Annotated in this window: 21 protein-coding genes; 13 read left to right on the top strand and 8 right to left on the bottom strand. The window is 47.6% G+C overall.

All coding sequences use genetic code 11. From position 1 onward, the window contains the following. The first annotated feature begins 2 nt into the window (after positions 1-2). The gene (locus E7027_02105) at positions 3-797 is read left to right on the top strand and encodes an undecaprenyl-diphosphate phosphatase (GenBank protein MBE6420925.1); all 795 of its coding nucleotides are present in this window, start codon (positions 3-5) and stop codon (positions 795-797) included. A gap of 64 nt (positions 798-861) precedes the next feature. Here the strand turns inward: E7027_02105 and E7027_02100 are convergent, their stop codons facing one another. From E7027_02100 to E7027_02085, 4 genes are read right to left on the bottom strand one after another with little or no spacing between them, the layout of a single operon-like run. Continuing rightward, positions 862-1623: a PD-(D/E)XK nuclease family protein gene (locus tag E7027_02100; protein ID MBE6420924.1), complete on the bottom strand. Its 762-nt coding sequence runs from the start codon at positions 1621-1623 to the stop codon at positions 862-864. 3 nt (positions 1624-1626) lie between these two features. Then, a complete protein-coding gene (gene rsmD, locus E7027_02095; GenBank protein ID MBE6420923.1) occupies positions 1627-2217 on the bottom strand; it encodes a 16S rRNA (guanine(966)-N(2))-methyltransferase RsmD in 591 nt (196 codons plus the stop codon). Positions 2218-2232: 15 nt separating this feature from the next. After that, complete coding sequence (locus E7027_02090; GenBank protein ID MBE6420922.1) at positions 2233-2883, bottom strand: response regulator transcription factor; 651 nt, start codon at positions 2881-2883, stop codon at positions 2233-2235. Continuing rightward, positions 2880-4025, bottom strand: a complete 1146-nt coding sequence (locus E7027_02085) for a sensor histidine kinase (GenBank protein ID MBE6420921.1) — start codon at positions 4023-4025, stop codon at positions 2880-2882. The genes E7027_02090 and E7027_02085 overlap by 4 nt, the downstream gene beginning before the upstream one ends. Before the next feature lie 119 nt (positions 4026-4144). On the opposite strand from E7027_02085, the gene E7027_02080 reads away from it, so the two are divergent. From E7027_02080 to E7027_02040, 9 genes are all read left to right on the top strand, one after another. After that, complete coding sequence (locus E7027_02080; GenBank protein MBE6420920.1) at positions 4145-6274, top strand: PBP1A family penicillin-binding protein; 2130 nt, start codon at positions 4145-4147, stop codon at positions 6272-6274. Between the two features lie 30 nt (positions 6275-6304). After that, on the top strand, positions 6305-9448 hold the full coding sequence (locus tag E7027_02075; GenBank protein MBE6420919.1) for a DEAD/DEAH box helicase: 3144 nt from the start codon (positions 6305-6307) through the stop codon (positions 9446-9448). Positions 9449-9460: 12 nt separating this feature from the next. Then, complete coding sequence (locus tag E7027_02070; protein ID MBE6420918.1) at positions 9461-10288, top strand: hypothetical protein; 828 nt, start codon at positions 9461-9463, stop codon at positions 10286-10288. Then, on the top strand, positions 10272-11462 hold the full coding sequence (locus tag E7027_02065) for a hypothetical protein (protein MBE6420917.1): 1191 nt from the start codon (positions 10272-10274) through the stop codon (positions 11460-11462). The genes E7027_02070 and E7027_02065 overlap by 17 nt, the downstream gene beginning before the upstream one ends. 78 nt (positions 11463-11540) lie before the next feature. Further along, a complete protein-coding gene (pdxA, locus tag E7027_02060; GenBank protein ID MBE6420916.1) occupies positions 11541-12476 on the top strand; it encodes a 4-hydroxythreonine-4-phosphate dehydrogenase PdxA in 936 nt (311 codons plus the stop codon). 101 nt (positions 12477-12577) lie between these two features. Beyond that, entirely contained in the window at positions 12578-13282 is a 705-nt protein-coding gene (locus E7027_02055; protein ID MBE6420915.1) for a biotin--[acetyl-CoA-carboxylase] ligase, read from the top strand. Next, the gene (locus tag E7027_02050) at positions 13279-13509 is read left to right on the top strand and encodes a sodium pump decarboxylase subunit gamma (protein ID MBE6420914.1); all 231 of its coding nucleotides are present in this window, start codon (positions 13279-13281) and stop codon (positions 13507-13509) included. Before E7027_02055 ends, E7027_02050 begins: the two co-directional genes overlap by 4 nt. Positions 13510-13532: 23 nt before the next feature. After that, entirely contained in the window at positions 13533-15329 is a 1797-nt protein-coding gene (locus E7027_02045; protein ID MBE6420913.1) for a biotin attachment protein, read from the top strand. Between the two features lie 20 nt (positions 15330-15349). After that, positions 15350-16507, top strand: coding sequence for a sodium ion-translocating decarboxylase subunit beta (locus tag E7027_02040; GenBank protein ID MBE6420912.1), 1158 nt, complete (start codon positions 15350-15352; stop codon positions 16505-16507). A 63-nt stretch (positions 16508-16570) separates the two neighbouring features. Here the strand turns inward: E7027_02040 and nth are convergent, their stop codons facing one another. Genes nth through E7027_02020 form a run of 4 tightly spaced genes read right to left on the bottom strand, consistent with a single transcriptional unit; the run spans position 16571 to position 19677 of the window. Then, the gene (gene nth, locus E7027_02035) at positions 16571-17218 is read right to left on the bottom strand and encodes an endonuclease III (protein ID MBE6420911.1); all 648 of its coding nucleotides are present in this window, start codon (positions 17216-17218) and stop codon (positions 16571-16573) included. Further along, on the bottom strand, positions 17208-18026 hold the full coding sequence (locus E7027_02030) for a metal ABC transporter permease (GenBank protein ID MBE6420910.1): 819 nt from the start codon (positions 18024-18026) through the stop codon (positions 17208-17210). The genes nth and E7027_02030 overlap by 11 nt, the downstream gene beginning before the upstream one ends. Then, on the bottom strand, positions 18023-18847 hold the full coding sequence (locus E7027_02025) for a metal ABC transporter ATP-binding protein (GenBank protein ID MBE6420909.1): 825 nt from the start codon (positions 18845-18847) through the stop codon (positions 18023-18025). Before E7027_02025 ends, E7027_02030 begins: the two co-directional genes overlap by 4 nt. Next, entirely contained in the window at positions 18796-19677 is an 882-nt protein-coding gene (locus E7027_02020; GenBank protein MBE6420908.1) for a zinc ABC transporter substrate-binding protein, read from the bottom strand. Before E7027_02020 ends, E7027_02025 begins: the two co-directional genes overlap by 52 nt. Before the next feature lie 94 nt (positions 19678-19771). On the opposite strand from E7027_02020, the gene E7027_02015 reads away from it, so the two are divergent. From E7027_02015 to E7027_02005, 3 genes are all read left to right on the top strand, one after another. After that, positions 19772-20665 (top strand): DMT family transporter, encoded by an 894-nt coding sequence (locus E7027_02015; GenBank protein MBE6420907.1) that lies wholly within the window; start codon positions 19772-19774, stop codon positions 20663-20665. Between the two features lie 145 nt (positions 20666-20810). Beyond that, positions 20811-21680 (top strand): DUF4912 domain-containing protein, encoded by an 870-nt coding sequence (locus tag E7027_02010; protein MBE6420906.1) that lies wholly within the window; start codon positions 20811-20813, stop codon positions 21678-21680. A 2-nt stretch (positions 21681-21682) separates the two neighbouring features. Continuing rightward, positions 21683-23305, top strand: coding sequence for a DUF1957 domain-containing protein (locus E7027_02005; GenBank protein ID MBE6420905.1), 1623 nt, complete (start codon positions 21683-21685; stop codon positions 23303-23305). Positions 23306-23361 lie beyond the last annotated feature (56 nt).

Raw genomic sequence — 23361 nt, 5'->3', positions numbered from 1 at the left:
AGATGACTATTTTAGATGCTGTTTTGTTAGGACTTTTACAAGCATTGGGCGAATTTTTACCCATTTCCAGTTCTGCCCATTTGGTACTCCTGCCCTTTTTCCGCGGGCAAGAATATCAGGGCCTTGCTTTTGATGTAATGCTTCATGCGGCCACTTTGCTTGCAGTATTGTTATATTTTGCAAAAGATTGGTTTGTCTTAATCAAAAACGGCCTTTCCCGCCCCGCTTCCCGCGAAGGGAAAGTCCTTTGGTATTTAGCCGCCGCCACCGTACCGGCCGGGCTGGCAGGATTTCTGTTAAACGATTGGGCCGAACATACCTTTAGAAACCCGCTGATGATTGCCGCTTGTTTAATGGGCTTTGCACTTCTGTTGTGGTGGGCCGATAAACGCGGCAACCGAAATACCCGCGGAACAGATATTTTTTCTATTCCGTTTAGCACTTTTCTTCTTATCGGCTGTGCACAGGCGTTGGCCATTATGCCGGGGGTATCACGCAGCGGGATAACCATTACGGCGGCCCTGCTTTTGGGGCTTACGCGCGCAGCGGGGGCGAGAGTTTCCTTTTTGCTTTCCGCGCCCATTATTGCGGGAGCAGCCGTGTTGGAAATGACACACTTATCCTGGCAAGATTTTAATGCTCCGCTGGTTTGCGGCTTTGTCAGTGCTTTTTTGGGAGCGTTGGCCGTTATCGGGTGGTTGATGAAATACATTAGAAACCACAGTTTTAATGTTTTTGTGTACTACCGATTGGCATTGGGCTTAGCAATTATTGCCTTTTATTTTTTCAAAAACTGACACGCTCTTTCCCAACAAAAAACCCCGAGAAATACTCGGGGTTTTTGATTGACGGAAAAATATTTCAGGCCGGAGAAGAACCGGTAAAGTCTAAGGGTTTCTCCTCACCGGCTGCACAAGATTTTTCGCAACGGTCTTTGAAGGCGCAATTTTGGCAATGCTCCAAATTAGGCTCAAAGTTTTCCGCCTCTATTTTCTTGCCTATTTCGATAAAGGTGTCTAAAATTTTTCGTTCGTCAAATGCTTCAAACGGAGCCGATTGTACGGTATCATACGCTACGAAATAAAAACTGGCTTTTCCTTTTTGCATATTCCAAGCGCGTCGGGCACCAACCGCATAAATTCCCATTTGCAACGAATCCGTAACCGGGATAGACAAGTCCACATCGGTACCCGTTTTATAATCGATAACTTCCCAAGAACCGTCGGGGTGTTTATCAATACGGTCTATTTTTCCGCGTAAAGTCCAATCCCCTTCCTGGAAAATAAACTCCCGTTCGGTGCTGTCCACCGTGGTTTTGCGTTCATATTCGCGTTCGGCATATTTTTCCAACATTTTTTGCCCTTTTAAGTACCACTCCATTTGTTCGCCGGAAGAAGAATAGCCCGCCCCCAACCAACAATCATCATAATAAGCAAGCAGTTCGGAAGGGTCATTACAATCGCGGTGGTATTCTTCCAAAGCGCGGTGAATTGAAACCCCCAAAGAAGAAGCGGGCACCAATCCTTCCCGCCGACCGTCTATATACTTATATTTATATAGAAGTGGGCACTCCATATAGGTTTTTATTTTGGAATAGTTTAATTCGCGCACATCGCTATTCATGAATCAGGCTTCCTTTTTTTCGGCGGCACGCATAAAATGTACCAAGGTATCACCGTATTTTTCTACGCGGTAAATTTCCAAACTGTCCGGCACGGCAAATTCTTCCGTTTTATGCGTTTGCAATACCACAATTCCGTTTGGAGCCAGCAGACGGGCCTCGGCCACATTTTTTAAGGCAGGCTCTGAAAAAGAGAGCATTTTGTTGTTAATATCGCGGTAAGGCGGCCCCATAAAGATAATATCGTACCCTTCGTTATCGCTGTAAGGCATCACCCAATCAAGCGGTTTTAATACATCACCGCGCAGCACTTTGGCACGGTCTTCAAAACCTAAATGCGCCAAGTTGCGGTGGATATTTTTAATACAGGCCGGTTCGCGGTCTACCATAACGGTTTTCATGGCCCCGCGGGAAAGGGCTTCCAAAGACACATTGCCCGTTCCGGCAAATAAATCCAACATAATGGCCCCGGTAATGCGCGGGCGCAAAATATCGAATAAAGATTGTTTAATCCGGTCTGAAATCGGTTTGACCGGTAAGTTTTTAGACACGGAAAAAATTCTCCGTCCACGGGCAGTGCCGGCAATAATACGCATAGTAAAATCCTTTAACTAAAGTTGGGCAATTCCTTCTTTAATGGCAAAACGCACCAGTTCCGCCTGTTTGTGAATACCCAGTTTTTTCATAATGTTGTTACGGTGCACATGAATTGTATTGAGCGAAAGGTTGAACGACTTGGCAATATCTTTGCTGCTATACCCTTCGGCAATGAGTTGCAGTACCTCTTTTTCTTTGGGAGTTAAGCCCGAAGAATCCCGTTTGTTACGGGGAGTTGTTTTACCTAAAAAACCTTGCACTACATATTTGGAAACCTTACTGCACAGGTAAAAACGCCCGGCCGATACTTCTTCGATGGCATCTACGATTTCATCGGCAGTGGAAACTTTTACGATAAAACCTTTGGCCCCGGCCTTGAGCGATTTTTCTACCGAAACCCGGTCATCATACATGCTCAGCATAACCACCTTGGCTTCGGGATCTTGTTTGACGATACGGTCCACGGCTTCGATACCGTTTAGTATCGGCATGGAAATATCCACCACATATACATCTGCTTTGTTATTTTGGGCAAATTCCACCAAATCTTTCCCGTTGGAAATCTCGGCAATTACTTCCATATCTTTGCCCAAATTTTCAAGCACGGCACGCACGCCGTTTCGAACGATAGCATGGTCGTCCGCCAGTACAATTTTTTTCTTCATTTTTCCCCCACATAAACCACACACGGGCAAATTACTTCTATGCGCGTTCCTTTACCCGGTGAACTTTTAATGGAAATTTTTCCGCCTAACAACTTTACGCCGTCTTTCATGGCTAACAGCCCGATATGGCGAATAGAGTTTTGTTTTCTTACCTTAAAACCTACGCCGTCGTCCTGCACGACCAGGCGAATTACATCTGTTTTTTCCAACAAAACATAAATATTTTTGGCCTGTGCATGTTTAACAATGTTATTAAGCGATTCCTGCACAATGCGGTAAAGCAAAATTTTTACCTGATCCGATACTCCCGACTGGCCCGAAACGGGTTTATAATCAAACTGGTAAGGAATATGGGTCAGTTCGCTGATATTATCCAAGAGTTCGCGGATTGCGCCCCCAAGGGCCCCGTCGTTTTCCAAACTCGGCGGACGCAGAGAAACCACAATGTTTTTGATGCGTTCGATACTTTCTTTAATCTGCCCATCTAAACGCGATATATCCGCCAAGGCTTGTTTTTGTTCGCCCTTTTTTACACGGGTTTTCACCACACTTAAAAGAGCCGTCAAAATAACGGCCATGGAACCCACTTCATCGTGAAGTGCTTTGGCAATATCTTTCTTTTCCATTTCGCGCGCGGAAATAAGTATCTGGGAAAGCGTACGCGGGGTAGAACCGTCCCGCAGCACTTTGCTACGCCCAACTCCCCAGTGACTGATGTCGCGCGATAGAGAAAGTCCGCCCGTAACGACCCCTTTCTCGTCCGACATAGCCACTACCGTAGTTTGGAAAAGATACACTCTATTATCTTTTTCAAAACTCCACTCGTAGTGATGAACCCCGTGTTTCAGGGTTTCCAACCAAGCCTGTTGATGTATGGCGCTGTCTTTCATTAAATCTTCCAAGGTAATATTGGAAAATGTATTACTTAAAACAAGCGCCTGCTGGGTATCGGCATTGATAAAAATAACTATGTCGTTACCGGCCATACCGTTCTTTTTGATATTTTCCAAATCTTCCGGGCGAAACGACAACTTCACTACCTCGTGCGGGCAGGTTCCGTCCAAACGGTTGGCACATTGAGAACACGAAAACTCGCAAGACCGTTTACGCTTTATCTGCTCTTCGTTTTTTTCTTGAGCCATAAATACCCCCTTTCGTCCTGCATTATTATTGTACTAGATTTTTACTCCGTTTTTCTACCAAAAAGGTTAGTTAATTCCTCCCCATTTTTCAATAGGGATTTTTGATATAATTTAAGTGTATGGGTAAAAAGATTACAAAATTATTTACTTCCCGTTTTTTTATTTTTTCCTCTTTGGCGGGGCTGTTTATCTGCATTTTGGCCGGGGCAGTGTTTATGCGCTATATTTTCTCCGGCTTGCCGCCCGTGTACGAGATGGAAGAATATACCCCTTCGCTTACCACCAAGGTGTTTGACCGCAATAACAACTTAATTCACGAATTTTCCATCGAAAAACGCAGCATGGTGCCGTTGGAAGATATCCCCGTAGATTTGCAAAATGCGGTGGTGGCTATGGAAGACCGCGATTTCTTCTCCCATGCCGGGTTTTCCGTCCGCGGTATTTTACGCGCACTGATTCACGACATTATCACCGGCAGTGCCAAGCAGGGGGCTTCCACCCTTACCCAGCAACTCTCGCGCGGTGTATTTTTAACGCAAGAGAAAAAGATTATTCGCAAAATACGCGAAATTATTTTGGCTATCCAAATCGAACACCAATTCAGTAAACGCGAAATCTTACAGTTATACTTAAACGAAATTTACCTAGGCAGCGGAGCCTATGGGGTAAAAGCTGCCGCCAAAAAATATTTTGACAAAGAACTTTCCGAACTTACTACCGGGGAAGCGGCACTTATCGTGGGGCTTATTCCCGCACCGGGACGCTACAATCCTTTTGCTAACCCCGAAACCGCCAAAAACCGCCGCAACTTAGTGCTGGACGTCATGCACCAGCAAAACTATATTTCCAAAGAAGAGTTGGAAAAAGCCAAAGCCGAACCCCTGCCCGAAAAACAACCCGCTCCGGAAAGCAAACCCGGTCAGTATTTTATCGAACATATCCGCCGCATGTTAGAACCTAAATACGGCATGGATGTATTATGGAAGGCGGGGTTAAACATTTATACTACCGTTGATATTGAAAAACAGGCCATAGCCGAAAAAATTATGAACGAAGCCCTGCAAGCCTACGATGAACAAGTGGCCAAAGGGCTCGGCATCGAAATAGACCCCAACGACACCGAAGCCGACACCACCCCCACGGACGAAGAACTCCTTCCCAAAGACCCGGAGGCGGAATATCCGCGCTTGCAAGGGGCTTTTATGGTGCGCGATGTAAAAAGCGGCGCGGTGCGCGTTATGGTCGGCGGCCGGGCTTTCGGCGAAAGTAAATTTAACCGCGTAACCCAAGCCAAACGCCAGCCGGGTTCTTCCTTTAAGCCCTATGTGTGGATGGCCGCTTTGCAAAAAGGCTATACCCCCGCTACATTGGTAAAAGATTTGCCTACCATGTTTTATTACGACGGACGAAACTGGCGCACTTTTGACGAAAATGCCGATTTGTACTCTTTGGACTTAGCCAAACAAACTTTCATTGCCAGTAAAGATTTTAATGTATGGGTTCCGCAAAACTACGGTGGAAGAAACGAAGGCTGGATTACACTGCGAAAAGCTTTAGAAAAATCTAAAAACTTAGTAGCCGTTAATTTGATTGATGCCATCGGCGTACCGGAGACAGTGCGTGTGGCCCGCAAAGCGGGGCTGACTGCCGCCTTGCCGCGCGTACCGGCCCTGGCATTAGGGGTCAGTGTTTTGCAAATGGACGAACACTTGGCTGCCCTTAGCACTTTTGCCAACGGCGGTATTCATACGGACAACTATTATATAGAACGGGTAGAAGATGCCAACGGCCGTATTTTGGAACAACATATTCCGTTGGAATCGGCTGAATTTTCCCCTCAAAACTCTTACCTTCTTATTAACATGATGAAAGGGGTTACCCAACGCGGAAGCGGGGCGTATGTTTCTCGCTTGGGCCGCCACATAGCCGGCAAAACAGGTACCACCCAAAGCCACCGCGATATGTGGTTTGTCGGCATGACACCTCATACGGCTGCCGCCGCTTGGATGGGTTACGACGATGACACCTCCCACGAACAGGGCGCCCGTTTTACCGGTAGCACCACCGCCCGCTGGTGGACGAGCATTATGGAAGAAATCTTAAAAGACGAACCCAACGAAGATTTCGCCGTGCCGGAAGGAATTTCCTTGGTCTATATCAACCCCGCCACCGGGAAACTGGCCATGCCTTCCGAACGCAACAAATTTTTAGAAGCATTTATTTCCGGAACGGAACCGCAGAGTTTCTAAGTTCCGTTCTCCGCGCGTTGAGAAAAAACAATGCCTAACGCGAAGCCTTTGTGCCCTACTTACTACTACGGTCTGCCCAACAGTGCCGCGAGGGCGTTTTTTGTCTGCAAACAATTTCTCACCCAATCTAAACCCGTTTTATTTATCACGCACGACGACACGGACGATTTTGAACATGCCGCGCGGGAATTTACGCCCGCTTCCGCTTCTGTGTTTACTTTACCGGAAACGGATACCGGGCGAACCGCCGCTTTGTGGCAGATTTTACATGAAAAAAATTCCTCCTTCTTATTGTGTGCCCGTTATGATTGGTTGTTTGCGGGCCTTCCCGCCAAGGAAGAAATTTTATCCCGCACTTTTATTATTAAGCCGGGCGACACCCTCCCCCGCCAACAATTATTAGACCGCTTGGAAGAAAACGGCTATACCCGCGAAGACTACGCGGAAACCCCCGGCCAGTACGCCGCCCGCGGAAGCGTGGTGGACATTTTTTGTTTGAACCGTCCGCAGCCTTTACGCCTGTATTTTTCCGGAAACCGAATTGAACTTATCAGTTCCTTTGATTTAGATACCCAAAACACTCGTTCCCGCGAGGAAGAAGCCCTTATTTTACCTGTTCAGTTTAATGACTGCACCTCTTCCTTGGCCGATTATGTTTCCTCGGGTATTTATATTTTTGACGATCCGGAAAAAGAAGCAGATTTTTCCGCTTTTTCCGCTTCAGCCGTTTTCACGCGCCTTCCCCATCATCAAGCCGTCGATTGCGGGCTAAAAGCCAATATCTCTTTTCAAGCCAACTTTGCTTTATTGGAAAGAGAAGTAAACACTTTGCAGAAACAAGGTATCCGCATTACTTTGTGTTGCCTAAACCGCGGGGAACTCGACAGAATGACCGAACTATCCGCCGATTATCCCAGTCTGCACGCATTGGGTTTCAAGATTTCTTCTCTTACACAGGGGTTTTATTCTCCGCAAGATAAAGTGGCCTTTATTACTACCAACGAAATCTTAAACCGCCATTACCAGGCCGCACGCGTGATTAAGCAATTTGATATACAAGGAGCCAAGCGGGTGCGGTTTAAGGAATTAGAAGCCGGAGATTATGTAGTTCACCAAGAACACGGCATCGGCCGCTATTTAGGCTTGGAACTCATGGATCCGGGAGACAATCCCACCGACTGCCTGATTATCGAATACCGCCGCGGAAGCAAACTATATGTGCCCATGTACGATTTTAAGAAAGTTCAAAAATACATCGGGGCCGGCGGGAAGCGCCCTACGCTTTCCGTGCTGGGCGGTATTGCGTGGAAAGATGTTAAAAAACGGGTAAAGGAAGAAGCCCAAAAAACCGCTAAAGAAATCCTTAAAATGGAAGCCTTGCGCCAGGCCACCCCGGCTCCGCAAGTGCCGGGAGACGAACGCATCGAACAAGAATTTGCAGACTCCTTCCCCTACACGCTAACCCCCGGGCAACAACAAGCCATCGAAGAAACTTTGCACGATTTAGATTTACAAAAACCCATGGATCGTGTATTGGTGGGAGATGTGGGTTTCGGTAAAACCGAAGTAGCCATGCGCGCGGCCTTAAAAGTGGTTCTATCCGGCAAACAGGTAATGATGCTTGTGCCCACTACCATTTTGGCCGCACAACATTATAAAACCTTTTCCAAACGCTTGGCCGGGTTCCCGGTTCATGTGCAAATGCTTTGCCGTTTCCAAACACCCAAAGAACAACAAGAGGTAATCGGGCAACTCAAAAACGGGGTGTGCGATATCATTATCGGCACGCATCGCCTGATGAGCAAAGATATTGCCTTCAAAGATTTAGGCCTTGTAATTATAGACGAAGAACACCGATTTGGAGTAAAACAGAAGGAAAAAATCCGTGCCAAAAGTTCGGGGGTGCACTCCTTAATGTTAAGTGCCACTCCTATCCCGCGCACCCTTAACCAATCTCTTTCCGCTTTGCGCGATATTTCTTTAATCGATACACCGCCCCGCGGACGCACCCCGATTAAAACGGTAGTTACTCCCTGGAATAACGACTTGGCCGCCGCTGCCATTACCCAAGAACTCGCCCGAAAAGGACAAATCTACTATGTATATAACAGTGTACAGAGTATGGAGTCCCGCTATCTTTTCTTAAAAAATCTTGTTCCGCAAGCGCGCATCTGCATGGCGCACGGCCAAATGGACGAAAAAGAATTGGAACAAACTTTATGGGATTTTAACCAAGGGAAATATGATATTTTACTGGCTTCCACCATCATTGAGTCCGGCATTGATATTACCAACGCCAACACCTTAATCGTGGAAAATGCCCAAAACTTCGGGCTGGCGCAACTTTATCAACTTCGCGGCAGAATCGGGCGTGGAGAAACCAAAGCCTATTGTTACCTTTTTCACCCCGATTGGTTGTTTAATAAACCCGAACAACCCGAAGATAACTTTGCCGATTTGTCTGCCGTTTATTGGAAACCCAAAGAAGAAAAAGACCCTACCGAAGAAGCCAAAAAACGCCTTTCGGCTCTTATGGAATTCGGCGAACTGGGAAGCGGCTTTCGCTTGGCCCTGCGGGATATGGAAATCCGCGGAGCGGGGCAACTGTTGGGCGTCAAACAACACGGATATGTAAACGAAGTAGGCATCAGCCTGTATTGCGATTTGGTAGCAGCAGAAGTAAAAAAATTACGCGGAGAACGAGTAGAGAAAAACTTGCGCGCCACCGTCAATTTGCCCGTGCCTGCTTTTATCCCGCCGGACTATCTGCCCGATGACGCCGACCGCTTAAAATACTACAAAGAACTTATGGACGCAGACGAATCTAAAACCCAAACGATTTTAACGCGTTTGACCGATTTATGCGGGCCCGTTCCTCAAGAAGTTTTGAACTTAACCCAACTCTTCCGCCTTTCCGCCCGTGCGGGAAAATTGGAAATTTACCACCTTGATTTTATAGATGACAAACTGGAACTACTCTTTACGCGCCGTTTCCAAATGCCGCCGAACCTTCCGGGAGAACTTTTTAACCGTTTCGGGCCCCGGAATCTGGAATTTATCAAATCTAAAAACGGAGACGGCCTGCGCATATTAGTCCCGCAAGAAGCAACCCCGCTTTCTTTTGCCACGGAAACTTTAGTATTTTTTGAGCGCATTATTCTAACGGAAAAATGATATAGTATAAGTATGAAAAAATCGTTTTTATTTCTTATCCCCTTCCTTCTTTTGAGTGCTTGCCAACAACAAGCTCCGCAAGACGACGGCCGGCAAGCGGCTGTACAAATCGGGCAGGAAGTCATCACGGAAAATGATGTGCAGGCACGCCTTCGTTTCTTGCCGGAGGAAGACCGCGAATTTGCCCAAACTCCTATCGGACGGCAAAATTTCCTGCAAATCATCGCACGCGAAAAACTGATTGCCGCCGCCGCGGAAGAAGCCGGGATTCACGAAACGGATATTTACCTTACCTTACTGGAAGATAAACGCGCCCAACTGGCCGAAGTATTTAACGATTTTGCTTCCCAAACCTTGGAACAATTGTGGTACGATTCCTTAAAAGAAAACGGAACCTTAACCGTTACGGATGAAGAAATAAATGCCTATTTCGACAAATACCCTTACGAAATGACCGTTCGCCAGATTGTGATAGACAATGCCGAAACGGCCGAACAGGTACTGCGCACCTTAAAAGGCTCTCCCCGCCGCTGGAAGGAAATGGAACGCCAATATAGCGTAGCGCCGGAAATTATCCGCGGAGATAAATTTTCCTTCATGCCGGGAGAATTCCTCCCCGAAATCGAAGTAATTGCCGCCAATTCCGCTTCCGGGAGTGTGCAAGGGTTTATCAAAACCCCGCTGGGATTTCATATAATAATGAAAACGGGAGAGAAACGCCTTTCCCGCAAAGAAGCCGAGCCGCGCATCCGCGAAGTGCTCGAAAATAAAAAGTTGGACGAAGTACTGGAAAATTTGAAAAATAAATACGAGGTTATCATTTATGAAAAAACTGAATAACTTATTATTAGCCGCCGTGTTTGCGGTGTGCGGAACAAATTTACAAGCCAAGGTGATGGATTCTTCCGTTGCCACGGTAAACGGTCGCCCGGTATTGGCCTCCGAATATAACGACTATTTACAAGGAGTTATCGAACAATACAAAGCGGCCGCGCCGCAAATTTTGCAACAACCGTATGCCGAAGACATCTTGGGCCGCGAAGTGCTCAAAGAACTCATCTCTAAAGAACTCTTATACCAAGCCGCCGAAGAAGCCAAAATTCAGGTGAAAGATTCCGAAGTAGATGCCGGCATCAACGAAATTAAAACCCGTTTTATTATCGACGAAGTAACCGGCAAACAAGACCCCAAAGGGGCCGATAAACGCTTTAATGAAGCCCTTAAAAAACAAGGCATGTCTTTGAAACGCTACAAAGAAAAAATCAAAAAAGATGTAGCCGTTCGCAAACTGATGGAAGGCCAATTAAAAGCCTCCGTTACTCCGGTGAACGAAGAAGACGCCAAAGCCTTGTATGCCGATGTAGATGCCGCTTTGAAAAATAACACCAAAGCCCTTAAAAAATTGGAAAAAGAAAACCCCACCCGCTTAAAAGAAGCGCAGGCTATTGCGGCCAAACTTAAACAATTAACTGCCGAACAAGTGCGCTTGGGGCACATCTTCTTGGCCGTTACCAAAGACATGAAACCCGAAGAGGTAAAGAAAAAAGAAGAACTGGCCAAACAAATTAAAAAAGAAATTGACGGCGGATTGGATTTTTCTTCCGCGGTTAAAAAATACACCGAAGACAAAGCCGCCCTCGCCAGCGGCGGTGATATGATTTTGATTAAAGGCATCGCCCCCAAAGAAATCGATGCCAAGGCGTTTACGCTTGCCGTCGGCAAAGTAAGCGAACCTATCAAAAGTGATGTGGGCTACCACATCATCAAAATTAAAGAAAAACGGGCCGAAAAAACCCTTTCTTATGAAGACATCTCGCGCGACTTGGCCCAATATCTCGCTCAACAACGCGTGCAGTTAGCCATGGCAAAATATATCGAAGACCTTTACACCAAAGCGGATGTAAAAGTAACCATTACTTACGAATCCGACAAAGTGATTGAAGAAATCGCCGCCAAGGCCGCCGCCGAAAAAGCCGAGAAAGAAAATACAAAAAAAGAAGAAAAGAAAAAATAAGTAAGAAGTTTGCCCAAAACTCTCCAAAAAAAGAACTTTCCGATTCCCCAATTTCCTTTTTTGCGTCACGGACAAATTATGAAACCCCTTGTATTTATCAGCGCCGGAGATCCCCTCGGGATCGGGCCGGAAGTGACGGTGAAGTCACTTAAAAATCCACTCGTTCAGCAAGCGTGCTCCCCTGTGGTAATAGGAGAAGCGAGTTCTCTTTTACGGGCCGGCTTTGAAGAAAAATTGGCTCGTTTTATTAACATTGACGCGTGCGAGTGTCTGCAAGACGCCTTACCGGGCCCCACCCGGGCAGGCGGGCTTTGCTCGTTCAAGGCCGTAGAATTGGGTGCCAAACTGGCCCGACAGAGCGGCTTTGCCTTGGTAACCGCTCCTATTTCCAAACAAAGTTGGACTTTGGCCGATATTCCCTATACCGGGCACACGGAATTTTTGCGCGAACAAGGCGGCAAAGAAGGCCTGATGATGTTTGTGAGCGGGAAATTGCGGTGCGCGCTTGTAACCGAACACTTTGCCATTGCCGACTTATCTTCCGCCATTACCAAAAAACGAGTTTTTCATACAGCGCGGGAATTTGTATCCGCCTTAATGCGCCTGGGAATAGAAAACCCCCGAGTGGCGGTGGCCGCCTTAAACCCGCATGCCGGCGATAACGGCAAATTCGGCACGGAAGAAAAAAAGATTCTCACGCCTGTTATTAAACAACTTCAAAAAAAGGGTATTCGAATTGAAGGGCCTTTCCCGTCGGACAGTTTGTGGTATGCACACGCGCAGGGCAAGTATGACGGCATTTTGTGTATGTATCACGACCAAGCCCTCGCCCCTTTGAAAATTGCCGCCAAAGAGCCTATCGTACATATTACGGCAGGATTGAAATTTTTGCGTACTTCCCCCACTCACGGAACGGCTTTTGATATCGCCGGAACCAATCAAGCAGACCCCTCCAGCATGATAGCCGCCATTTTGTTTGCGGCCGTACGCGGAAAGAAACTGCTTTCTTATTAAATATCCCCCGGTTAATACCCGGGGGGTTATTTTATTGTTTTGCACACTTTTTCCACGCGAATAAACGCCCCTTTTCCTCCTTTATTTGTTACAATAAGGGTATGGAACACCTGGTGCATTTTGACGAGTTAGATTCTACCAATACTTACCTCAAAAAAAACTGGGAATCCTTGCCACCGGATACCGTCGTAGTAGCAAACAAACAAACCACGGGCCGCGGTCGCTACAACCGAGTGTGGGTATCCCAAGAAGGCGGCCTTTATTTTTCCGTTCTTTTACAACCGACCCGGCAAGATTTTTTGCCCAATCTTACCCAACTGATGGCACTTTGCATCTGCCAAACCTTAGAAACGGCAGGACTAAACCCGCAGTTAAAATGGCCCAACGATGTGCTAATTAACGGACAAAAAATTTGCGGTATTTTAAGCGAAGCCGTCGTGAAAGGTTCTTGTATAGGAGCCGTCGTTTTGGGCGTGGGGCTTAACTTATCCCAAGAAGGTTTGGAACAAATAGACCAACCCGCCACTTCACTTAAAAAACTGGGTATTAACACGGAAAAAGAAGTTCTTTTACAACAAATTTTAGAGTACTTTTGGAAGGGATATTCCCTCTTGTGCGAAAGCGGTTTTCAAACCATTCGCACCGCTTACAAAGAACGCTCCGGTTTCTTGGGCAAAGAAATCAGCGTTACAAATAACGATAAAACGATTTTCGGCCTGGCGGAAGACATTTCCGCACGCGGCACGCTTTTGTTGCGTACCGAAAAAGGCCTCGAAGAAATATACATAGGAGATGTTAAGGTATGAGTGCAGATAGTTTATTGATGCAATCCTTCAACATAACCGCCATCGGTATGGGGGTTGTGCTTTCCTTCCTTATTATCATGATAGGAATTATGAAACTGCTTGGGGTAATTGTGCAGGCTATGGAAAAATACTTTCCGCAAGAAGTGGCCGTTGCACCGGGCGCCGCTCAAGACGCTTCTTTAATCGCCGTAGCCATTGCGGCCGCGAAAAAATTTCAAGAGAAATAAACCTATTTTAATTTAAGAGGAACATTATGAAAAAAGTAAACTTTATGTTAACCGCTTTCCGCGACGGATTCCAATCTGTTTACGGGGCTCGCGTTCTTACCAAAGATTTTATGCCGGCCGTTGAAGCCGCCCGCCATGCCGGTATTAACCACATGGAATTTGGCGGCGGGGCCCGCTTCCAAGCGCTTTATTTCTATTGCAACGAAAATGCTTTTGATATGATGGACACCTTCCGCAAAACCGCCGGGCCGGATGCTAACCTGCAAACTCTCGCCCGCGGGGTAAACGTGGTAGGGTTGGAAAGCCAATCTTCCGATGTCATCAAAGCCCACGCCCAACTTTTCAAAAAACACGGCACCACCACGATTCGCAACTTTGATGCCTTAAACGATGTAAACAACCTCATCTATTCCGGTCAATGTATTCATGATGCGGGCTTGAAACACGAAGTCTGCGTAACCATGATGTCTTTGGCTCCGGGTTGGGACACCACCGGCAAATACCATACCGCCGAATTTTATGAAAAAGTCCTCCGCGATATTTTGAAATCGGGCGTACCGTTTGATTCCGTCTGCTTCAAAGACGCTTCCGGTACTTCTACCCCCAAAACCGTCGCGGAAACCATCGCCATGGCCCGCCGCGTACTTCCGGAAGGAACCAAAATCGTTTTCCACACACACGAAACCGCCGGCAACGCCATTGCCTGCTGTTTAGAAGCCATTAAAGCGGGTGCGGATTCTTTAGACCTTTCCATGCAACCTGTGTCCGGCGGTACCTGCCAACCCGATATTTTAACCATGTGGCACGCCTTGCGCGGTACCGAATACACCTTAGATATCGACCCTCAAAAAATTCAAGAAGCCGAAAATGTATTCAAGGACTGCATGAGCAAATACTTCTTGCCGCCGGAAGCCACCGCCGTCAACCCGATTATTCCGTTCTCTCCCTTGCCGGGCGGTGCGTTAACAGCCAACACCCAAATGATGCGCGACAACGGCACCTTTGACAAATTCCCCGAAGTGGTAAAAGCCATGGGTGAATGCGTGAAACTCGGCGGGTTCGGTACTTCCGTTACCCCGGTTTCTCAATTCTATTTCCAACAAGCCTACTCCAATGTAATGAGCGGCCCTTGGAAAAAAATTACTCCCGGTTACGGTAAAATGGTTCTCGGTTATTTCGGTAAAACCCCCGTGGAACCCGCTGCCGAAGTGGTAAAAGCCGCCAGTGAACAACTGGGCTTGGAACCCACCACCAAAACTCCGCTTGAAATCAACGATGCCGACCCGAAAAAAGGCCTCAAAGTAGCGGAAGAAAAATTGAAAGAAGCGGGCCTGCCCGTAACCGAAGAAAATGCTTTTATCGTAGCCACTTGTGCCGACAAAGGTATCTTGTATCTTAAAGGCGAAGCCAAAGTAAACGGTATCCGCTGGGCAGAAGATGCCAAAAAAGCCGCTGCTCCCGCGGACGGCCCCGTGAAAGTAACCGTGGACGGCAAAGCCTACGAAGTTGCTTTTGAAGGCAACGACACGGCTGTCGTCAACGGCAAACGCTATGCTATCGGTGTAGGCGCGGCCGATGCCAAAACCGCCGCTACCAAACCGGCAGGAAACGGCGCCACCGTTACGGCTCCCATGCCGGGTGCGGTGCTTCGCTTTAGCGTAAAAGACGGAGACAGCGTAGCCGAAGGCCAGGAAATCATCGTCTTGGAAGCCATGAAAATGGAAACCCCGGTTTCCGCTCCGGCCGCCGGCACGATTCACTTTACCGTCAAACAAGGCGACCAAGTACAAACCGGCCATGTATTGGCTGAAATTAAATAAGAGGCTACCCTATGGATATCATGCAAGCATTGAATCAAATCTGGCAAACCACAGGGATTTACTCTGTTACCTGGCAACAACTTACCATGATTGCGGTGTGTTGTTTCCTCTTGTGGCTGGGTATTAAAAAGCAATTTGAGCCGCTTTTGTTAGTTCCCATTGCATTTGGCGGCCTGTTAGCCAACATCCCCATGCCTCCGGGCGAAGCCATCGCCGGCCCCAACGGTTTTTTGGGCATTGTGTTTAACTTCGGTATTAACTCGGGCTTGTTTCCGCTCTTTATCTTCATGGCGGTAGGCGCCATGACGGACTTCGGCCCCTTAATTGCCAACCCGAAAATGGCCATTTTAGGCGGTGCGGCGCAGTTTGGTATTTTTGCCACGCTGATTGGCGCTATTGCCCTTAGTTATATTCATATCGGCGGGGACCAGTTGTTCGCCTTCGGCTTAAAAGAAGCGGCTTCTATCGGTATTATCGGCGGGGCGGACGGCCCTACCTCCATTTACCTCACCACGCGCTTGGCACCCGATTTGCTCGGGGCCATTGCCGTGGCGGCGTATTCCTATATGGCGTTAGTACCGATTATCCAACCGCCCATTATGAAGTTGCTTACTACGGACGCGGAACGCAAAATTCGTATGTCTCAATTGCGTCCCGTTTCCAAACGTGAAAAAATTCTGTTCCCGATTGTAATTCTTTTACTCTGTGCGTTACTCTTGCCGTCTGCCGCTCCGCTTATCGGTGCGCTTACCTTCGGCAACCTGGTAAAAGAATCGGGTGTGGCGGAACGCTTGTCCAAAACCTTGCAAAACGAATTTTGCAACATTGTAACCATTTTGCTCGGTTTGTCGGTCGGTTCCAAATTACAGGCAGACAAGTTCCTCACCACGGAAACCTTGGGTATTTTATTCCTCGGAATTATCGCCTTTTCTGTGGCCACCGCCTCGGGGGTGTTGCTTGCTAAACTAATGAACTGCTTTAGCAAAACCAAAATCAACCCGCTTATCGGTTCCGCCGGGGTATCCGCGGTTCCGATGGCTGCGCGCGTATCCAATAAAGTAGGGTTGGAATACGACAAACAAAACTACCTGTTGATGCACGCTATGGGCCCGAACGTGGCAGGCGTAATCGGCAGTGCAGTAGCGGCCGGTGTGCTACTGGCCTTGCTGGGAAAATAAATTTTTCCAAACTAAAACCCCCGCTCAAACGAGCGGGGGTTTTTATTTTGTTACCGAAATCTGTTAGGCCATAGTTTCTACATTTTTTTTGGGGCAAATGTTTGCCAATGTGCAACGGGAACATTCCGGCTTGCGTGCGTTACACACTTGCCGGCCGTGCAGAATAAGAGCCAAGGAAAACCAACCCCAGTGTTCGTAGGGAATTTGTTTAATTAAATCTTGCTCAATTTTTACGGGGTCGGTTTGGCGGGTAAGACCCAAACGGAAAGCCAATCTTTTTACATGGGTGTCCACAACAATTCCTTCGGGTTTCTTAAAGTAGTCCCCCAACATCACATTGGCTGTTTTGCGGGCGACTCCGCGCAAGGTGAGAAGTTCCTTCATTGTTTGCGGCACTTCCCCGCCGTACACTTCACACAACCGTTTGGACATTTCTATTAACGACAGGGCTTTGCTGTGATAAAAACCCGCCGAGTGAATAATTTTTTCCAATTCTTTTATATCCGCCTGCGCCAAGTGTTGCACCGTAGGATATTTTTTGAATAAATGCGGGGTAATTTGATTGACGCGCGCGTCCGTGCATTGGGCCGAGAGGATAACCGCACACAACAGTTCCCAAGCGCTTTTGTGATGCAGGGGAATAATATGCTCGGGATATAGCTGCTTCAAACCGTCAATGAGAAGGGAAATATCCTTTTTTTTAGCGGGCATTGCCGTCTCCTAATTTACTGTACACATAACTGCCGCACAGAAAAAGCAGATTGATAAAAATAATAGTGGCACCTGACGGGATATTGAACACAAACGAAGCATACACACCGCCCCACACACTACCTACCCCGAAAAGAACCGCACGCCACAAGACTTGCTTAAAAGTACGCGAGACCAACAGCGCGCTTACCGGAGGGATAATAATAAGAGCGGAAATCAAAAAGATACCCACCACCTTAAATGCCAGCACCACCGCTACGGAAGTAATCATTACCAATCCTGCATTTAACCACTCGGCAGGTACGCCGCGCGTGCAGGCAAAGGGCTCATCAAAACAAGTTACCACCAGTTCGCGGTAAAAAATAAACAACCCCGCTAACACACCCAATAATAAAACGACACAGAGCATTACTTCCGTGCATGTTACCGTTAAAATACTGCCAAACAGGTACCCCAGCAAATCGGTATTAAATCCACCCGCCAAGGCAGTCAACAAAAGCCCTACCGAAAGCCCCGCCGCGCTGACAATACCGATAGCGGCATCCCCGTAAATCCTGAATTTTCGGGCCAATTTCATAATACCTAAAGAAGAAATCATCACCACCGGAATAGACACATAAACAGGGTTCATAGCCGTCAGCAAAGCCGCCGCTACACCCGTCAAACAAACATGGCTCATGCCGTCCCCGATAAGTGACAGGCGTTTGAGTACCAAAAACACCCCCAATAACGCGCACGCGGCCGCCACCAAACTCCCCGCCAGTAACCCGCGTTGCACAAAACCGTAACTCAAAAACTCGGTTATCATTTACCCTCCTCGCAATGGCACCCCAACGGACAATGCCCTTGGTTGTGCAAATGGTCAATGGTATGTTGGGCAAACGCACCCAGTTTTTCGGCCACTTTTTCCGAACGGCAGAACTCTTCCTTCGTACCAAAAAAAACAAGCGTCCTATCTACATACATAAATTTGGATATGTATTTTCCTACTTCGCTGGTGTCGTGCGTGATGAGCAAAATGGTTACTCGGTGGTGTGTGTTTAATTCTCCCAATAAATCAAAAAACATCTCGCGGGAGGACGCGTCCAACGCGGTGGAAGGCTCGTCCAAAATCAAAAGTTCGGGCTTGCCGACGATGGCCCGCGCCAGCAGTACACGCTGTTGTTGCCCGATAGACAAATCATGGAAAATACGCCCGGCATATTCCCGCGTGTGCGTTTTTTCCATGGCCTCATAGACTTGTTTTAATTCACTTCGGCTCACCCCGATTCCGCGGCAATTAGGCAAACCCATCAGCACCACTTCCTCGGTGGATATGGGAAACCTGCTTTGCGACACGGGGCTCTTTTGCGCCAAATAACCGATTTTATGCCAATCCGTAAAAGCAGGAAGCGGAGTGCCGAAAAGCGAAATTTCGCCCCGGGCCTTTTCCAGCCCCAAAATTGTTTTTAACAGCGTGGTTTTTCCACCGCCGTTCGGGCCGATAAGCCCTACATAGTCCCCTGCCTGAATAGAAAAAGAAATATCTTCCAATACCGGCACGCGCGTATAGGCAAAACTAAGGCCCTGAGTTTTAATTACCGACACACAAGCCCCCTTTTCAAACTTTGTAAATTGCGGCGCATAAATTCGCCGTAGGTTACTTGTTGGTCAAAATCGTCTTTGCTGACATGTTCCACCGTATAAAGAGGCAACACCTGCACGCCCGTTTCTTCCGCCACGGCAGCAGACAAGCGCGGAGAAAGAGTTTCTTCCGTAAAAATGGCTTTGACTTGTTTTTCCCGAATAAATTTTATGAGTTCGGCCAATTTATGAACAGAGTGTTCCCCGTCGTGCGAAGCCCCTGCCAATGCGGAAAGAGAAAGTTGATAGTTTTGAGTTAAATTCTTAAAAGCCAAGTGCCCTACATGCACCACTTCCCGGCTTTGGCAAGCGGAAAGGCCCTCGCGGAAGGCTTCGTCCAACAAATTCATCTCCGTTAAAAACGCATGTAGGTTTTCTTCGTAAAAAGATTTATTTTCGGGGTCTTTTTCGGCTAATTTTTCCGTTAACAATTTCGCCATTTGGCGCATATTGTTAAAATCCATCCACACATGGGGATCTTCTGCCGGAGCCGCCGCAGCGGCTAACCGTACCGCTTTGGTTGCACTTTCCCCCAGCGCATCTTGCGCCCAGGGTTCCAACCGATCCGAAATATACACAAACATATCTGCCCGGTTTATGGCAACAATTACCCCGGGGGTAGGCTCAAACGAGTGAGGTTCCGCATTGACGGGCAGCAGCATAGACACCTCAATCCGCTCCCTGCCGATTTGTTTGGCCAAAGAATAAGGCACATAACCCGAAGTTACCACCCGAAGTTTATGGTTATCTGCCGACACAGGCATTTTTCGTGTACTCCAAAAAATACCACCGATAATAACTAAGAATATTCCTACCCAAAAAATTGTTTTCTTCATATTTTCCCCCGTGTGCCTATATTATACGATTTTCTCTCCCCGTACGAACACGAATTTACCACACAATTTACTATAATGAGAAAAAGGAGGAAGTATGAGTTATTTTTTAGCATTTTGTTTGGCTTTATGTTGGGGAACGGCTTTTCTAGCCACTAAAAATTTTGTTACCACACTGCCGCCTTATTGGGGTACTTTTTTTCGGGTATTGGCAGGGTTAAGTTTCTTTATTGTGCTTTACGGAGTACAACGCAAAAACCTGAAATGCCCGGTTAAAGAATTATGGCGCCCGTGGACGATCGGCCTGCTGCTGATTTTACTTCCCTTTGCCGCAATGTCTTGGGGACAACGCTTTATTGCTCCTACTATCAGCGGAGTATTTAACGGCAGTGTGCCGATTTGGTCTTTTATTGCGGGGGCAATCCTGTTAAAAGGGGTAGATCGCTTTACTTGGACGCGCGCCCTTGGGGTCGGGTTAGGTATGGCAGGCCTTATTGTGTTTATGTATCCCACCATTTCTTCCGTTAATCTGGCCGAAAACCCCACTGCCTTATATGGTTGTATGGCCTTGTTGATTATGGCTTGGTCTTACGGGTTTGGAAATGTAATAACCGCCAAAATTATGGTAAACAGCAAAGCGATTCCCCACGAGGCAAACACCTTTCATCAGTATCTCTTTGCGGCGGTGGCACTGTTGCTGATAGCCGGCCTGACAGAACCCTTCCCCCCTGCCGAAGCCTTTACGCCTAAAGTGATTATTTCCATTATCAGCGCAGGCGTATTTTCTTCCGCGGTGGCGTTTCTGTTGATGGTGGCCTTAATCAAACGCTGGGGTGCTACCCGTATGGCTTCGGTTACCTATTTTACCCCGGTAGTAGCCATGGGGAGCGATATTATTGCCCGGGGCAGAATACCGAGCGGACTGGAACTGGTAGGGCTGGGAATTTTATTTATCAGTCTGTTTTTGATTCAAAAACCGGTGAAAGCCTAAATGAACTTTCTTTCAAAAACCCGGCCTCCTTTGACGGCCGGGTTTTTTCTTCCCCTATTTGGGCTCCATAAATGCTAAAATATAATAGAGTGAATAGGACTTAAACGACTACTAAACTTTAACTTAATAGGATAGAGGTATTAAAATGACGCAACATCTCTCTTCGTCCGCCTTGGTAAAACCCATTGTAAAGGACGCTAATGCCGAAGCGGATATTCCGTCCGGATACGGCAAAACCGAAAGTTACCTACTGCCGAAAGATCCGGCTTGGTTATTTTTATTTTGGGAAATCACCCAAAGCACTATCGACTTTGTAAAAAGCGAATACGGCCACTTGCTTGATGCCGCACGCACCATTATTCGCTTGCATGATGTAACCGATGTGCCGTATTTTGACGGGAATAACTCCGTCTGCCACTACGACTTGCCGGTTATTTTTGAAGCCCGCAGTTGGTATATCAACGCGCCGGAGTCCGGCCGCGCTTATGTGGCTGAATTGGGTTATTTAACCGCCGACGGCCGCTTTATTCTGCTTTCCCGCAGCAATACCACCACTTTACCGCCCGGCCGCATTTCCAATGTTATTGACGACAAATGGATTGTGGTAGAAGGCGACTTCCAAAAACTTTTGAAACTTTCCGGGGCCGATTACATCGGTTTAGGCGCCAGCGAACGCATGCAAGTGCTCAGCCAACGCTGGAAAATTACCGATTTAACCCCTTCCGGGGCCCCGAGTTCCTGGAGTTCTTTTTCCCTGCATTTGGATAAAGTACAAGTAGAGGACGAAGACATTTGGCTCAAGGCCGATTGCGAAATTATCATCTACGGTTCCGCCTCCAAAAATGCCATCGTAACCATTAACGGAAAAGAAATAGAACTCAAAGAAGGCAAATTTTCCATCCGACAGCCGCTCCCGGCCGGCAGCGTGGTGGACTTGCCCATTCACGCGCGCAACGCCAAAGGCGATAAAACGCGCTTTGTAAACATCAAAGCTCTGCGCGAGCAAGGAAAATAATTATGGGACAAGAAAAAGGTTATTTAGCCCTCGTACTCCACGCTCACTTACCCTTCATTAAGCACCCGGAATATCCGGACTTTTTGGAAGAAGATTGGTTTTATGAAGCCATGGTGGAAACCTATATTCCGTTACTTAATGTATTTGAAAATTTAACGGAAGAAGGAACCGATTTCCGCTTGACCATGTCTCTTACTCCTCCGCTTTGCAATATGATGGAAGACCCGCTTTTAATCAGCCGCTTCCGCCATTATTTGAATCAGCGCATTGAACTTACCGAAAAAGAATTAACCCGCACCAAAGGCACCGAATTTGAAGCCGTAGCCAAAATGTACTACGACAAATTCCGCCGCTACCAGGACTTGTTTGAAAACCGCTACCACGGGCATGTGCTCCAAGGTTTCAAAAAATTCCAGGATATGGGTAAATTGGAAATTATCACCTGCTGTGCCACCCACGGTTACTTGCCGCTTATGGTACACAAAGAAAGCGTAAACGCCCAAATCAAAACCGCCGCGAACGATTACCGCAGCCGTTTCGGCCGCAGCCCGCGCGGTATTTGGTTGGCCGAATGCGCCTACAACCCGGGAGACGACAAGTTCCTGCGCGACGAAGGAATCCGTTTCTTCTTTACCGAATCTCACGGGGTATTGCATGGCACTCCCCGCCCGAAATACGGCATTTACGCTCCCGTGTATTGCCCGCAAACCGGCGTTGCCGCTTTTGCCCGCGATATGGAATCTGCCCAACAGGTATGGAGTGCCGAATCGGGTTACCCCGGCGATCCGCGCTACCGCGAATTCTACCGCGACTTGGGTTACGACTTGGACTACGACTATATCAAACCCTACCTGCACTCCGACGGTGTCCGCCGCAACATCAGCGTGAAATATCACAAGATTACCGGCAAAGTAGCCCTCAACCAAAAACAGGCCTACAATCCGCACGAAGCGCGCCAGGTGGCGGCCGATCACGCGGGGAACTTTATGTTCAACCGCCAAAAACAAATCGAATACCTTTCCACCGTCATCGACCGCAAACCGCTCGTGGTTTCCATGTATGACGCGGAACTGTACGGCCACTGGTGGTACGAAGGGATTGAATTTTTGGAATTTTTATTCAAAAAAATCTATTACGATCAAACCGACATCAAACTGGTTACCCCCAGCGAATACTTGGAAATGTACCCCGAAAACCAAGCGGTGCAGCCTTCCATGTCCTCTTGGGGTGATAAAGGCTACCACGATGTGTGGCTCAACAGCGGTAACGACTGGATTTACCGCCACCTCATCAAATCGGCTGAACGCATGATGGAACTGGCCAACAAGTTCCCCCATGCTGACGGCTTATTGCGCAGAGCCCTCAATCAATTAGCCCGCGAGTTGGTATTGATGCAATCGTCCGACTGGGCCTTCCTGATGACCACGGGTACCGCAAAAGAATACTCCACCAAACGCACCAAAGACCATGTCCAGCGTTTCAACGAGTTGTATGAACAAATTCAAGGCAACCGCATCAACGAAGGCTATGTGTACGACCTGGAACAGCGTGATTCCATTTTCCAACAAATGGACTACAATGTCTATTCCACGGCCGCTAAAGAAGCCGTATTAAAAAAATACTAATACGCCCAATGCCTTTCAAACCCCGGTTTCAAAACCGGGGTTTTTGTGCCTTAAAA

The sequence above is a fragment of the Elusimicrobium sp. genome (genome assembly GCA_015062115.1).
Lineage (GTDB): Bacteria > Elusimicrobiota > Elusimicrobia > Elusimicrobiales > Elusimicrobiaceae > Avelusimicrobium.
Note: the sequence above shows the minus strand (reverse complement) of the source record. Positions and strands in the feature narration are given on the sequence as shown.